The following is a 14,980-nucleotide window of genomic DNA, read 5'->3' on the forward strand; positions in this document are numbered from 1 at the left end:
ATTTCTCCTAACTTAAATGGGCAACAGTCCTTCCAATCCATTCATTAAACTGTAAAGACTGATAACTTGACGGTGATGCTAATTTCTTTGCTTCTACTATTTTTCTAAAACTTCTCTTCTTACAATACAAACCTGTGCCTTGTCTTTCAAACTTTTTAATCGTACTACTTTGCGGATTTGAAGTACTTGTTAATGCATATGATTGTGATGCAAACCATGTATTAATAAGAGACTGTTCAGCAACTTTCTTTATATCCGTCATTTTAGCTTCCACTGAAATCAATTTTTTTATATTATATATCTTTTTGATATCTACTGGTTTCCATAAGCCGTGATCACGTATAATCATATGTGCATCTAGTAATTTTTCTATGGCCTGAATTGTATCTTTTTCTGGCATCTTAAGTCTTGTTATCAATTCACTTCCTGTACTTCCTTTAGTCATCAATAACTGAGATAACACTTTTAAATCATTCGTTTCCAGATTTTCTCTTTGTTCAGACCAATTCTCCAATATTTTAGGTGAATATGATGCAAATACAATGTCAGGAAATCCGGATGCAACTTTAGGTTCTACAAATATAGCTAAATTGTTTGTTTTATTGCTTTTTAAAAAATTACGAATATAATATTCAATAAAATCTTCAACCAAATCCAACTCATCCCCTTGAGTTGATGGTCGTGTATACAATCCTATATCTTTAATATTATGATCAAACATCAATATCCTATCCATTGTTACATTTCACCCTTTTCAATCTCTCTTTTGCACTTTTTATAGAAACAATTATAACAATCCCGCCTTTAAAAATCAATCATTCAAGGCTTCTTAAAATAAACATAACTAGTATTTTTTCATCCACACTCCACCTCCACTCTCCCATCATCATACACATATATCCCCTGCACATATTCTTCCAGCATTTCTCGTGTCAGCTTCTCATAGCCTAAATACTTCAACATCTGCTCCACCGGAACATTCTTTTTCATCAGGATTTCTTTCTCACCATTTATCAGTTCATCCAGTTCCTGTACACGTTTCTGCAGTCGATCTCTTTCTTCTTCTAGTTGCTTCTTTGCTTCCATGAACTGTTTCTGGTTCATCTGTCCTTCGTGATACTTCTCATAGTTCTGGCGGTTCTGGATTTTTATTTGCTCCTGACGTTTTTCGCAGTTTGCACTTTCCATATTATAGGCTTCTATGCGGTCCTCATGCTGTTTTCTCATGGATTGCTGCATCTGTTCTTGGCTGATATTCTGACGTAAGTAAGCCTTTATTTCTGCCAGCACGATATGCTCCAGCATTTTGTTATCCGCTTTCCCGGCAAAACATCCTGTATCTTCTTTTCCTTTACTGTAAGCACAGCTATAAAGAATATGATCATGAATCGGACTGCTTGAAGTCAGGCTTCTGCGACAATTCCCGCATTTTACATAGCCACCTAACAGTGTTGTTTCCCTGTCAAATTTGCTTTTCTTGGTGTATCTGATCTGCAGGGACTGTGCTTTCTCAAAGACCTCTTTTGATACAATCGGCTCGTGATGGTTTTCCATTACTTTCCACTGATTTCTCGGCACTGGTACTTCTTTCCCTGTTCCGGGATCTGGAATCTTTGTCTTTCCATAGACCATACAGCCTATATAAGTCTTGTCATCCACAATCTTCCGTATCATATCACTCGTCCACAGCAATCCTCTTGAAGCAGCTTTCTTGCTGTCTGATTTCTGTCGTCTGCTCATAGACTGCAAGGGAGTCAGTACGCCCTCTTCATTGAATAACTTGCAAATCTCCATCTTGGAATACCGCTGATTGGTCAGTTCAAATACTCTTCGGATTACTTCCGCTTCGTCCTCTACAATGACCAGTTCTTTCTTATTTTCAGGATTAATTCGATACCCATAAGGTGCAGAACCACAGCAATACTCGCCTTTTCCACGTCTGGTGCTGACTGCCGCTTTAACCTTTACGGACTGGTCTTTCACATAAAAGTCTGCTATTAGTCCTTTAAACTGTACTTCAATATCCGAACTCTTTCCTTTATAATCTTTAGAATCATATCGGTCTGAGATAGAAATGAATCGTACTCCCAGGAATGGAAAAATCTGTTCCAAATAAGTTCCCATCTCAATATAGTTTCTGGCAAAACGCGAAAAATCTTTTACCACAATACACTGCACTTTGTTCTCTCTGGCAAGTTTCAGAACCTGCTTAATTGCCGGACGCTCCATACTGGAGCCAGAATATCCATCGTCGTAGAACTCCTGAAATGGCATAGCAGCAAGCTCTGGGATATTGGAAATATAATCTTTTACCAGTTTTCTCTGATTGATAATACTGTTGCTTTCTCCCTTTGAATCATCTTCCATGGAAAGGCGATAATATCCAATAATCAGTTTCTGATCACTCATGTTCTACCGCCCCCTTAAACCCGAAGTTGATTTCCAGTCTGCCATCACCATATAGATACATACTCTCGATCAAACCCTCTGCAAGTTCCGCATTGATTCTGGTTATCCCATCCAGTTCCAGCAGGCTTCGTAAAAATCTTGCTTCTTCTTTCTGCTGTTTTTCCAGTTTTCGTATGGTCTGCTCCAGAGACTTCTTTCTCTCTTCGCAGAATGCTTTCCAGTTATTGCGGCCGTCTTTCATTTCTATATAGGCTGCTTTGGAAAGTTCACCCTCTTTATATTGCATGAATGCCTGTGCCAGTTTTTCTGAACGTCTTTCCATATCTGCATCCAGTTTCCTGATCTCTGCTTGAATTTCTTTGATTTTGGAAAGAAATACTGCACTGCTTATAGCAGACATATCCTTTTTCCGTAAGCCAGATAACTGAAACTGTCTGGTCAGCTCCGAACGGACAATTTTCTGCAGTTTTCCTTCGGAAATAGATTTATGACTGCATTTCCTTTCATCCCGATACTGGGCAGCATTGCAAAAGTAAAGCACATCGTTTCCGTATCTGCGTGTACACATTTTTCGCTTACAATCTCCACAATAGAATACATTGTAAAATGCTCTTTCATCCTCTTCCCATCCTACTGTAGTTTTTGTTGCTTTCTGTTGTGCTGCTTTTAACCTAACCTGTGCTTTGTCAAACAATTCTCTGCTGATAATCGGCTCATGAACATTTGGCGTAATAATCCACTGGCTCTCGTCCAATATGTCACACCATTTTTCACCTCTTTGAAATCTGGATTCGTATTTTCTCTGAACCAGATCACCATAATAATTATTTCGATTTAAAACCGCACGTATCGAAGAATTTCCCCACTGATGAAGATTCTCTCCATCTTGACAGTACACATGATGATATTGGTTATAGTCCGAAATCCGATGTACCCCATCTTCAAACAGCCTGTCAATAATACTCTGTATACCATCTCCAGAAGCATATTCTTCAAAAATCCTACGGACAATCTTTGCAGATTCCGGTTCCACAATCAGCTTATAAATCCCATTTACCTTTTCCACACAATATCCGTATGGAGCTGTAGATCCCACATATTCACCATTTTTCTGTGCAATACGTTTCGCAGCCCGTTCTTTTGCAGAAATGTCTTTCGCATAAGCATCATTCACAAGATTTTTGATATTCATGGATAATTCCTGATTCTTAGCACCAGGTGCAAATGAATCATAGTTGTCACATACAGAAATAAATCGTACTTTCATAAAAGGAAGAATCTTTTCCAGATAGTTTCCCGTTTCGATATAATTTCTTCCAAATCGTGAGAAATCCTTTACCAGAATACAATTTATTTTACCTGCCCTGACATCATTCATCATCCGTTCAAATGCCGGTCTGTCAAAATTTGTTCCGGTTTTTCCCAGATCAGAATAAATGTCATATACAGCAATTTCATACTCTCTGTCTGGATTTTCATTGTTCTTCTGAATAAATTCTTTTATCAGCGTAACCTGTGTTTCAATAGATTCTGACTTTTTTTCATCACTATCTACGGATAATCTGGCATAAATTGCAGCCACACATACCGGAATCCCAGAAGCTTTTTTCTCTGTGTTTTTCTTATATCTTTTTGCTGTTCTTGCCATTTATCCCACCTCTTTCCTGCACTCTGTTCGATGCTCCGCATAAAACCGTCTTATGACTTTCATTTTCTCAATCATATCCTGATAACGGATATGAATTTTAATCTGTTTGTTTTCATAAATATAGATTTTATCTACGGTCAGTGCCAGTAATGTACGATCCAGTTCTTTGATTTCCAGTGATTTCTTCCAGTCCTCCAACTGAACAGTTGCAGACACTCCACCCTCAAACATTTGCTTTACCAGTTTTTTCTGGTTTTCAATCATCTGCTCCAGTTCTTCACATTTTCTTCCGTAACTTTCCCGAAAATCATCGAACTCTTCTTTGCTGATCAGTCCCTCTTTCAAGTCATCACCTAAAGACGCTTTCAAACTGTAATAACGGTTATATTCTTCCTGCAATTTACTGATCTGCGTATCATAACCGATTACCTGATCGTAACTGACTTTCATCTCACAAAGTTCTTCCATAATCATCTGGTAGTCTACAAAAAGTGCTGTATATGCCTGAATCTCTTTCAAAACAATCCTTTTCAGCACCTCTTCCGGAATACTGTGTCTGGTACAATCTCCACCTTTATTCTTCGTCTGGCAAATATAAAAGGCTTTTTTCTTCCCTTTATACTGATTTACCCTGCGTATCATCGGTGTATGGCAATCTCCGCAAAACACAAAGCCTGAAAAAAAGTTTGCACTGTCCGATGTTTTCGATGCCCTGCCATCATATTGAAGCAGCTTCTGAACCACATCAAAGTCATTCTGCCTGATAATTGCCGGATGTGTATTTTCTACTTTCACCCACTCTGATTCTGGCTTATCCAGGCGTTGCTTTACTTTATAGCTGATTCGTTCCTGCTTGCCTTGTACCATGTTTCCAATGTAAACCTCGTTGGTCAGAATCCTTTTAATCTGCACTGCTGACCATTTCGGTGTGTCTGAGCTGTGAAATCCAGAATTATAATTCTCGCCATTTGCCTTTTTATATTCTTTTGGCGACTGCACATGACGTACATTCAGTTTTTCTGCGATTGCTCCAAGACTGAATCCATCAATTTTCCATGAAAATATTTTTCTTACAATATCCGCTGCATAAGAATCTATCACCAGACAATTCTTATTCTCCGGATCTTTGCAGTAACCATACGGTGCAAATGCTCCAATAAATTCACCTTTCTCACGTTTGATTTTTTGATGGCTTCGCACTTTACCGGAAATGTCTCGGCAATAACTTTCATTTACAAAATTTTTGATTGGAACTACAAATGACTTCTCTGAAAAATCTGCTGTTTTACTGTCAAACTGGTCTGTAACTGAAATAAAACGCACATTTAAAGCCGGGTAGGTCTTTTCGATCCATCGCCCGGCTTCTATATATTCTCTTCCGAATCTGGATAAGTCTTTTACAATCACACAGTTTACTTTTCCAGCTTCTATATCAGTTGTCATTCGTTTAAACTCAGGTCGGTCAAAAGCTGACGTTAGATAACGATACTTTTGAAAACACTGGAAAATCAAGGTTTTTCGAGCGACGGACAAGCAGGGTATTGTACTAAAAACTGAATACGACGCAGAAGCGGCGTTTCTTACTCTCTACATGGGAGAACAGGAACGCCGCTTTTTTATGCCCTTTGTTACGCAGTAGGGGCAGAAAAAGCCTTGCTACAAGCGATTTTGCGGGCGCGTATCTGGCGCGGCAAGGGATTTATACCTTATCCCCCGAAACCGCGCTTCTACTGCGTAACAAATCCACAGCAAAAGGAGTGATTTACTATGGCAGTTTTCAGAGTGGAACGGAACAAGGGCTACACCGTAATGAGCAACCACCACCTACGCAACAAGGAGCTTTCCTTAAAGGCAAAAGGGCTGTTGTCGCAAATGCTGTCACTCCCCGAAGATTGGGACTACACCTTGAAAGGCTTATCCCTTATCAACCGGGAGAAGATAGACGCTATCCGCGAAGCCATTAAGGAGCTTGAACGCGCCGGGTATATCGTTCGGTCAAGGGAGCGCGACGAGAAAGGACGCTTGCGGGGCGCGGACTATGTGATATTCGAGCAGCCGCAGCCGCCTACGCCGGATTTACCTACATTGGAAAATCCAACATTGGATAATCCAACGCAGGAAAAACCAACATTGGAAAAACCTACGTTGGAAAATCCAACGCAATTAAATAAAGATATACAAAGAACTGACTTACCAAAAAAAGAAAAATCAAATACAGATTTATCAAGTACCCATTCCATTCCTATCCTTTCCCCTAACCCCTCTCCTTGCAGAGAAGCGGCTACGCCGCCGGAACGGAAAGGAACGGAAGCGGCAGCACAGAGCGCAGTTGATATATACCGGGAAATCATCAAGGACAATATCGACTACCACATTCTCAAACAGGACATGAAGTTTGACGGGGACAGGCTGGACGAGATTGTAGACCTCATGCTTGAAACCGTATGCACCGCCAGAAAGCGGGTACGGATTGCGGGGGACGACTACCCGGCAGAGCTTGTGAAATCTAAGTTTATGAAACTGGACGGCGAGCATATCCGCTTTGTGCTTGACTGTATGCGGGAGAACACAACGAAAATCCGCAACATCAAGCAATATCTGAAAGCAGCCCTTTTCAACGCCCCGTCCACTATCGGCAATTATTACACTTCCCTTGTCGCCCATGACATGGCAAGCGGCGCACTGTCACCGAAGAAGCCGCAGTACGGCGACCCGGACTATTATTCATTCAAACCGGGCGAAAGCCTGTAAAACAACAAAAGGAGGATTTTATTATGGCACAGAAAATGACAGGAGCATTGGTATTTGACGAGCGCACCGACCGTTACGACATTCGCTTTGACTTAAACAGCTACTACGGGGGCTTGCATTGCGGTGAGTGCTTTGACGTATTCGTGCGGGGCAAGTGGAAGCCGACCCGGATTGAGTACGGCGACAACTGGTATCTTGTGGGTATCAGAGCCGAGGACTTGAACGGGCTGCGGGTGCGTATCTGACCGCCGCCCCATAAAGAAACGCGAAAGGAGGACGCGAGGAATTGCAGGACGAAGTAAACGAAAAGACCATAGCCCTTTACATCAAGACCGGGAAGCTGACCGCCCAGACGCTCCAAAAGGCAATGAAAGCCATACTGTCAAAGGGCAAAAAGCAGCTTGCAAAACCGCCACAGGGAAAGCAGAGCTTAAAGCAGCTTATGAAGCAGAACGCGGGCGTTTCCAACATTGAGATTACCGAGGGCAATATCAAAGCCTTTGAGAGTACGGCGAAAAAGTACGGTATCGACTTTGCGCTGAAAAAGGACGCAACGGAAAGCCCGCCCCGCTATCTGGTTTTTTTCAAGGGGCGGGACGCGGACGTGCTGACCGCAGCCTTTAAGGAGTTTTCCGCAAAGAAGCTGACACAGGAGAAAAAGCCCTCTATCCGAAAGCTGCTCTCTACGCTCAAAGAAGCCGCACAGGGCAAGAACGCGGAACGGGCAAAGGTCAAGAACAAGGACAGGGAGGTATCGCTATGAAGCCGGAAATCAAGAAGCTGCTTATCCTAAATCTCCCGTATCTGCTCTTTGTCTGGCTCTTTGATAAAGTGGGCGCGGCTGTCCGTCTATCCCCCGGCGCGGACGCAAGCGCAAAGCTGCTACATCTTGGGGACGGTTTTACCACCGCCTTTTCCAGTATCGCGCCGAGCTTCCACCCGGCAGACTTACTTATCGGCATTGCGGGGGCGGTCATTGTCCGGCTGATTATCTACACCAAAGGCAAGAACGCGAAGAAATACCGCCGCGGGACAGAATACGGTTCGGCGCGTTGGGGCGGGGCTGACGACATAAAGCCGTACACAGACCCGGTATTTGAGAACAATATCCCCTTAACGCAGACGGAACGGCTCACCATGAACAGCCGCCCGAAGCAGCCGAAATACGCAAGAAACAAAAATATTCTTGTAATCGGCGGTTCCGGCAGCGGCAAGACCCGGTTCTTTGTGAAACCGTCGCTCATGCAATGTACGTCAAAGGATTTTCCAACGTCGTATATCGTCACTGACCCGAAAGGAACACTGATTTTGGAAACCGGGAAAATGTTGCAGCGGTACAAATACCGTATCAAAGTGCTAAATACGATTAACTTCAAAAAATCCATGAAATACAATCCCTTTGCCTATCTGCGGAGCGAAAAGGACATTTTGAAATTAGTCAATACCATTATCGCCAACACCAAAGGCGACGGGGAAAAATCCGGCGAGGATTTCTGGGTGAAAGCGGAAAAGCTCTACTACACCGCACTAATCGGCTATATCTGGTATGAAGCCCCAGAGGACGAGAAGAACTTCACGACGCTGCTTGAAATGATAAATGCGTCGGAAGCCCGCGAGGACGACGAGGATTTCCAGAACCCGGTTGACCTCATGTTTGAACGTCTGGAAGAAAAAGACCCGGAACATTTTGCAGTCAAGCAGTACAAAAAATACAAACTGGCGGCGGGCAAGACCGCAAAAAGCATACTTATCTCATGCGGCGCGAGGTTAGCCCCATTCGACATTAAGGAGCTGCGGGAGCTTATGGAAACCGACGAAATGGAGCTTGACACCATAGGTGACAGAAAGACCGCCCTTTTCGTGATTATCAGCGACACCGACGACACCTTTAACTTTGTCGTGAGTATTCTCTACACACAGCTATTCAACCTCTTGTGCGACAAAGCAGATGATGAATACGGCGGGCGGCTTCCCGTCCATGTACGGTGCTTACTTGATGAATTTGCGAATATCGGGCAAATCCCCAAATTTGAGAAACTAATCGCAACCATACGGAGCCGGGAAATCTCCGCGTCAATCATCTTGCAGAGCCAGTCACAGCTAAAGGCAATCTACAAGGACAACGCCGATACCATAGTCGGCAACTGCGACACCACGCTTTTCTTGGGCGGCAAGGAAAAAACCACGCTCAAAGAAATATCGGAGATTTTAGGCAAGGAAACGATAGACAGCTTCAACACTTCCGAAACAAGGGGGCGGGAGCTTTCGCATGGGCTGAACTATCAGAAATTGGGAAAGCAGCTTATGACGGAAGATGAAATCGCAGTCATGGACGGAGGGAAATGTATCTTGCAGCTACGCGGGGTGCGCCCGTTCTTTTCGGACAAATTCGACATAACGAAACACCCGAAATACAAGTACCTATCCGACGCAGACCCGAAGAACGCCTTTGACATGGAAAAGCACCTTAAACGCCGCCCCGCCATTGTCAAGCCCGACGAGGTTTTTGACTATTACGAGATTGACGCAGCAGACTTACAGGAGGACGCAGACCATGAGGAAACGTAGCGCAGAGGAAAAACAAAAGCAGCTTGAACGGTTTTTAATGAATGTTGCGGAAGCCGCCGACGCTGCATTATGGGAGTATTGGCGGGAAAAGGAAGCGGAACACCGCCGTTTTGCAACGGAGTATGTCACGCGCCGGGGGCTTATCCCTCAACAGTGACAGCATGGCAGACCGCCGGGGAGGGGGGGACAGGGGAAGCTACACTTCCCCTACGCTGCCTTGCGGCAGCTACCCCTTTGTGAACTTGCGGGAAGCGAACACCTTGCTATGCAAGCTATTCACTTCCCGCAAGTCTGAATAATACCCGTCCGGCAGCACAGCGGGACACCGAAAGGAGGAATCGAAGCAATCACATATATCAATATCGGCTACATGATACGCGCCCCTACTTTCCGGCGCAGCACACAGCGGCAGGAGCCGCACCCCCCTACAACTGAATACCGCCGCGCCGCAGAACTTACGCAGCGCGGGGACAGCCGCCTTTACCAGAGGGCGGTTTTTTTATGCGGCGGCATACGCTGACCGCCTTTTGTCCGCTTGCCGGACAGCCGCAGACGCGGCAGAAAGGATTTATTTATGGCATTTTTCAATAGCGCAGTAGACGTTTTGCAGACCCTTGTTGTAGCACTTGGAGCCGGGCTTGGTATCTGGGGCGTTATCAATCTCATGGAGGGCTACGGCAACGACAATCCGGGCGCGAAGAGCCAGGGCATGAAGCAGCTTATGGCGGGCGGCGGCGTTGCCCTTATCGGCATGACCCTTGTACCGCTGCTTTCCGGCTTGTTCGGTTAAGAAGCGCGGGTAAAGGCTTATGCAGAGCATACTTGACGCGATTAACGAATGGATAAAGGAAATCCTCATAGGAGCCATAAACGGTAATCTGTCAACTATGTTCGGGGACGTAAACGAGAAAGTCGGCACTATCGCCGCAGAGGTAGGGCAGACCCCGCAAGGGTGGAACGCAAATATATTCTCCATGATACAGACCCTTAGTGAGAATGTAATCGTACCCATTGCGGGGCTTGTCATTACCTACGTCCTATGCTATGAGCTTATCAGCATGGTAACGGAAAAGAACAATATGCACGACGTTGACACTTCCATGTTCTTCAAGTGGGTGTTCAAGGCGTTTGTGGCAGTCTACCTTGTGACGCACACCTTTGACATCACTATGGCGGTGTTCGATATGGCGCAGCACGTTGTTTCCGGCGCGGCGGGGGTAATCGGCGGCAGCACAGAGATTGATGTTGCCGCCGCCCTTGCTTCCATGCAGGACGGGCTTGACGCTATGGAAATCCCCGAACTGCTCTTACTTGTCATGGAAACAAGCCTTGTGAGCTTGTGCATGAAAATCATGTCCGTACTGATAACCGTTATCCTCTACGGGCGCATGATAGAGATTTACCTTTACTGTTCGGTATCGCCTATCCCGTTTGCAACAATGACGAACCGGGAATGGGGGCAGATAGGAAACAACTACCTCAAATCCCTGTTCGCTATCGGTTTTCAAGGCTTCCTCATTATGATATGCGTCGGCATTTACGCGGTTCTGGTAAACAACATGATAATAGCGGACAATCTGCACAGCGCGATATTCTCCCTTGCAGCCTATACCGTTATCCTCTGTTTCTCCCTGTTCAAATCCGGCGCACTGGCGAAGTCGATATTCTCCGCGCATTAGCGGCGTGTCAAGGGCAGGGTGGAGATTTTCAGAGCGAAGCGGCGAAAATACGACCCGACCTTGACGCGGATAACCCCCATATAATACGGGCGGGCAAAGGGCATAGATTGACCTTTGCCTTGATTACCCTTATGGGAAGTTACAGCAACACCAAACCCAGAGAAAGGAGGTTTTCACTTGGCGTATGTACCCGTACCCAAAGACTTATCCAAAGTCAAGACAAAAGTAGCGTTCAACCTTACCAAACGGCAGATTGTATGTTTTGCGGCGGCTCTCCTGTTCGGCTTGCCGCTTTTCTTTCTGCTCAAAGACAGCACAGGCACAAGCCTTGCGTCTATGGCTATGATTGCCGTCATGCTGCCCTGTTTCCTCTTTGCCATGTATGAGAAGCATGGACAGCCCCTTGAAGTGGTGGTGAAGAACATCATTCAGACGAAATTCATAGCCCCCAAAGAACGACCATACAGGACAGACAACTTTTATTCCGTCTTAGAACGGCAGAGAAAACTTGAAAAGGAGGTATCAGCGATTGCAAAAGGAAACACGAAGAAACAGCGCGGCGGGAAGCGCAAAGCCTAACCCGCCCCGCAAGCTCACCCGCGCCGAGAAAAAGCAGATTGCGGAAATCATCAGACAGGCAAAGGGCGACGGGAAAGCGCACACCGCGCAGCAGACAATCCCTTATATCCAGATGTACCCGGACGGTATCTGCAAGGTTACGGGACGGAAATACTCAAAGACCGTCGCCTTTGAAGATATTAACTATCAGCTTGCACAGGCAGACGACAAGACCGCCATTTTTGAGAACTGGTGCGACTTCCTCAACTACTTTGACGCTTCCGTTTCGGTGCAGCTCTCTTTCATCAATCAGGGGACGCAGCGCGGCGAAGCGGAAAAGGCGGTCAATATCCCGGCACAGGAGGACGCTTTCAATTCTATCCGCACAGAATACCGGGATATGCTGAAAAACCAGCTTGCAAAGGGCAACAACGGGCTTGTCAAAGCAAAATATATCACCTTTGCCATTGAAGCCGACAGTCTGGGCGCGGCGAAATCCCGCCTTGCCCGTATCGAAACGGACGTACTCAACAACTTTAAGCTCTTGGGCGTGTCTGCCCGCCCCATGACAGGCTATGAACGCCTTAAAATGCTGCATGGCATTTTCCACCCGGAGGGCGGGCAGTTTGCCTTTGATTTTTCATGGCTTGCCCCGTCCGGGCTTTCCACAAAGGACTTTATCGCCCCGTCCTCTTTCCGTTTTGGCGAGGGGCGGTATTTCCGCATGGGGCGCAAAATCGGCGCGGTTTCATTCCTTGAAATCCTTGCGCCGGAATTAAACGACCGTATCTTATCTGACATTCTGGACTTGGAAACGGGCGTTATCGTCAATCTGCATATCCACAGTATCGACCAGACCGAAGCCATAAAGACAATCAAGCGGAAAATCACCGACCTTGACAAAATGAAAATCGAAGAACAGAAAAAAGCGGTACGCAGCGGCTACGACATGGATATAATCCCGTCCGACCTTGCCACTTTCGGCAGCGAAGCGAAGAACCTCTTACAGGACTTGCAGAGCCGGAATGAAAGAATGTTCCTCTTGACGTTCCTTGTGGTGAACATGGCAGACACAAAAAGGAAACTGGAAAATGACGTATTCGCGGCGGCGGGCATTGCACAGAAGAACAACTGCGCCTTAACCCGCCTTGACTACCAACAGGAAGCGGGGCTTATGTCCTCTGTACCGCTTGGGGAGAACCTTATCCCCATTCAAAGAGGGCTTACCACGTCAAGCACCGCTATCTTTATCCCCTTTATCACGCAGGAGCTTTTTCAGACGGGCGCGGCTTTGTATTACGGCTTAAACGCCCTGTCTAACAACATGATACTCTGCGACCGCAAGCAGCTAAAGAACCCCAACGGCTTAATCTTGGGTACGCCGGGAAGCGGGAAATCCTTTGCCGCCAAACGGGAAATGACAAACGCTTTCCTCATTACCGACGACGACATAATTATCTGCGACCCGGAAGCAGAGTATTTTTCCCTTGTGCAGCGGCTTGACGGGCAAGTGATACGGTTATCGCCTACGGGCAAGGGCATTGACGGGAAGCCCCAGTATGTGAACCCTATGGATATTAACCTCAATTACAGCGAGGACGACAGCCCCCTTGCGCTGAAATCCGACTTTATCCTCTCCCTCTGCGAGCTTGTCATAGGCGGCAAGGAGGGCTTGCAGCCCGTCGATAAGACCGTCATTGACCGCGCTGTTAGGAACGTGTACCGCCCTTTCCTTGCAGACCCCGACCCGGAGAAAATGCCTATCTTGGGCGACCTCTACAACGAGCTTTTGAAGCAGCCGGAGCCGGAAGCGGCGCGTATCGCGGCGGCGTTGGAGCTTTATGTTTCCGGGAGCCTTAACGTCTTTAACCACAGGACGAATGTAGAGCTTTCAAACCGCCTTGTCTGCTTTGACATCAAGCAGCTTGGGAAGCAGCTCAAAAAATTAGGTATGCTCATTGTGCAGGACCAGGTATGGAACCGCGTCACCGTCAACCGGGCAGAAAGGAAATCCACCCGGTATTTTATGGACGAATTTCATCTTCTCTTGAAAGAGGAACAGACCGCCGCCTATTCCGTTGAAATCTGGAAGCGTTTCAGAAAATGGGGCGGCATACCCACAGCAATCACGCAGAACGTCAAAGATTTGCTTGCTTCCCGCGAAGTGGAGAATATCTTTGAAAACTCTGATTTTGTCCTCATGCTCAATCAGGCGGCGGGCGACCGGGCTATCCTTGCAAAGCAGCTCAACATCTCCCCGCAGCAGATGAAGTATGTCACCCACACCGAAGCGGGCGAGGGGCTTATCTTCTACGGGAACGTGGTGCTGCCCTTTGTAGACCGCTTCCCGAAAGACACCGAGCTTTACCGGGTAATGACGACGAAGCCGGAGGAAGTGGGCGAAGCATGAACGGGCTGAAAACTGACACAATCATCAACCGGGACGCGCTCTATGCCTTGCGGGAGCTTCCAGAGGAAAGCGTACACTGTTGCGTCACAAGCCCGCCCTACTATGCGCTTAGGGATTACGGGCTTGATATGCAGATTGGGCGGGAGGACACGCCGGAGCAGTACATTGACAGGCTGACCGAGGTTTTCCGCGAGCTGCGCCGGGTACTGCGTTCTGACGGTACGCTCTGGCTGAATATCGCGGACACCTACTGCGGCACAGGAAATAAAGGCTACCATGCAGACCCGAAGAACCCGAAAGGCAGAAACGGACAGCAGATTGCAAGAAACAACCGCGTTTCCGGCTGCAAACAAAAGGACTTAATCGGTATCCCTTGGCTTTTAGCCTTTGCCCTACGCGCTGACGGGTGGTATTTACGGAGCGACATTATCTGGCAGAAAGAAAACCCCATGCCGGAGAGCGTGAAAGACCGCCCTACCCGCTGCTATGAACATATCTTTCTGCTTACGAAGTCAAAGAAGTATTTTTATGACGCAGCCGCCATAGCCGAGCCGTTAGCCCCCACAACGGCGGCGCGGTACCGCACCGGGCGCAGCGCGGGACAGAAATATGCGGACGAAGTACCCGGACAGGGGAACGTACAGGGGCTTAACCGGGCGCGAAGCGGCAGCTACTACGACGAAGCCCTCATGCCGACCATGCGGAACAGGCGGGACGTGTGGCTTATCAATACCGTTCCCTACAAGGGCGGGCATTTCGCCGCGTTCCCGCCAAAACTTGCCGAAACCTGTATCAAGGCGGGCTGTCCGAAAGGCGGCGTTGTGCTTGACCCCTTTTTCGGCAGCGGCACGACGGGGGCAGCCGCAAAGCAGCTTGACAGGCATTATATAGGCATTGAGATAAACGCCGAGTATTGCGCCCTTGCAAGGGCGCGGATTGGAGGGACAGACACATAAA

The 14,980-nt window shown here is 46.9% G+C and carries 14 protein-coding genes; 10 read left to right on the forward strand and 4 right to left on the reverse strand.

Going from position 1 to position 14,980, the window contains the following annotated elements; genetic code table 11:
- Positions 1–7 precede the first annotated feature (7 nt).
- The 4 genes from NQ560_RS11865 to NQ560_RS11880 all read right to left on the reverse strand — a co-directional run bounded on the left by NQ560_RS11865 (position 8) and on the right by NQ560_RS11880 (position 5,590).
- Complete coding sequence (locus NQ560_RS11865; protein WP_005333816.1) at positions 8–736, reverse strand: hypothetical protein; 729 nt, start codon at positions 734–736, stop codon at positions 8–10.
- Positions 737–855: 119 nt separating this feature from the next.
- A complete protein-coding gene (locus NQ560_RS11870) occupies positions 856–2,409 on the reverse strand; it encodes a recombinase family protein (RefSeq protein ID WP_005333815.1) in 1,554 nt (517 codons plus the stop codon).
- Complete coding sequence (locus tag NQ560_RS11875; RefSeq protein WP_005333814.1) at positions 2,402–4,057, reverse strand: recombinase family protein; 1,656 nt, start codon at positions 4,055–4,057, stop codon at positions 2,402–2,404. The genes NQ560_RS11870 and NQ560_RS11875 overlap by 8 nt, the downstream gene beginning before the upstream one ends.
- Positions 4,058–5,590, reverse strand: a complete 1,533-nt coding sequence (locus tag NQ560_RS11880) for a recombinase family protein (RefSeq protein ID WP_330666805.1) — start codon at positions 5,588–5,590, stop codon at positions 4,058–4,060. It abuts the gene before it with no gap.
- A 234-nt stretch (positions 5,591–5,824) separates the two neighbouring features.
- Here NQ560_RS11880 and NQ560_RS11885 point away from each other — a divergent pair, with 234 nt between their 5' ends.
- The 10 genes from NQ560_RS11885 to NQ560_RS11930 all read left to right on the forward strand — a co-directional run bounded on the left by NQ560_RS11885 (position 5,825) and on the right by NQ560_RS11930 (position 14,979).
- Entirely contained in the window at positions 5,825–6,808 is a 984-nt protein-coding gene (locus tag NQ560_RS11885) for a DUF6017 domain-containing protein (RefSeq protein WP_002569163.1), read from the forward strand.
- Between the two features lie 23 nt (positions 6,809–6,831).
- The gene (locus NQ560_RS11890; RefSeq protein ID WP_002569164.1) at positions 6,832–7,053 is read left to right on the forward strand and encodes a DUF5348 domain-containing protein; all 222 of its coding nucleotides are present in this window, start codon (positions 6,832–6,834) and stop codon (positions 7,051–7,053) included.
- Between the two features lie 41 nt (positions 7,054–7,094).
- A complete protein-coding gene (locus NQ560_RS11895; protein ID WP_002569165.1) occupies positions 7,095–7,571 on the forward strand; it encodes a PcfB family protein in 477 nt (158 codons plus the stop codon).
- Complete coding sequence (locus tag NQ560_RS11900) at positions 7,568–9,376, forward strand: VirD4-like conjugal transfer protein, CD1115 family (protein WP_002569166.1); 1,809 nt, start codon at positions 7,568–7,570, stop codon at positions 9,374–9,376. Before NQ560_RS11895 ends, NQ560_RS11900 begins: the two co-directional genes overlap by 4 nt.
- Entirely contained in the window at positions 9,363–9,533 is a 171-nt protein-coding gene (locus tag NQ560_RS11905; protein WP_002569167.1) for a hypothetical protein, read from the forward strand. Before NQ560_RS11900 ends, NQ560_RS11905 begins: the two co-directional genes overlap by 14 nt.
- 417 nt (positions 9,534–9,950) lie before the next feature.
- A complete protein-coding gene (locus tag NQ560_RS11910) occupies positions 9,951–10,166 on the forward strand; it encodes a Maff2 family mobile element protein (protein ID WP_002569168.1) in 216 nt (71 codons plus the stop codon).
- A gap of 19 nt (positions 10,167–10,185) precedes the next feature.
- On the forward strand, positions 10,186–11,055 hold the full coding sequence (locus NQ560_RS11915; RefSeq protein WP_002595174.1) for a VirB6/TrbL-like conjugal transfer protein, CD1112 family: 870 nt from the start codon (positions 10,186–10,188) through the stop codon (positions 11,053–11,055).
- A 177-nt stretch (positions 11,056–11,232) separates the two neighbouring features.
- On the forward strand, positions 11,233–11,634 hold the full coding sequence (locus tag NQ560_RS11920) for a PrgI family protein (protein WP_002569171.1): 402 nt from the start codon (positions 11,233–11,235) through the stop codon (positions 11,632–11,634).
- Complete coding sequence (locus NQ560_RS11925; RefSeq protein ID WP_002569172.1) at positions 11,585–14,023, forward strand: VirB4-like conjugal transfer ATPase, CD1110 family; 2,439 nt, start codon at positions 11,585–11,587, stop codon at positions 14,021–14,023. The genes NQ560_RS11920 and NQ560_RS11925 overlap by 50 nt, the downstream gene beginning before the upstream one ends.
- A complete protein-coding gene (locus tag NQ560_RS11930) occupies positions 14,020–14,979 on the forward strand; it encodes a DNA-methyltransferase (protein ID WP_002569173.1) in 960 nt (319 codons plus the stop codon). Before NQ560_RS11925 ends, NQ560_RS11930 begins: the two co-directional genes overlap by 4 nt.
- The last annotated feature ends 1 nt before the right edge of the window (position 14,980 follow it).

The sequence above is a fragment of the Dorea formicigenerans genome (assembly GCF_025150245.1).
Classification (GTDB): Bacteria; Bacillota; Clostridia; order Lachnospirales; family Lachnospiraceae; genus Dorea; species Dorea formicigenerans.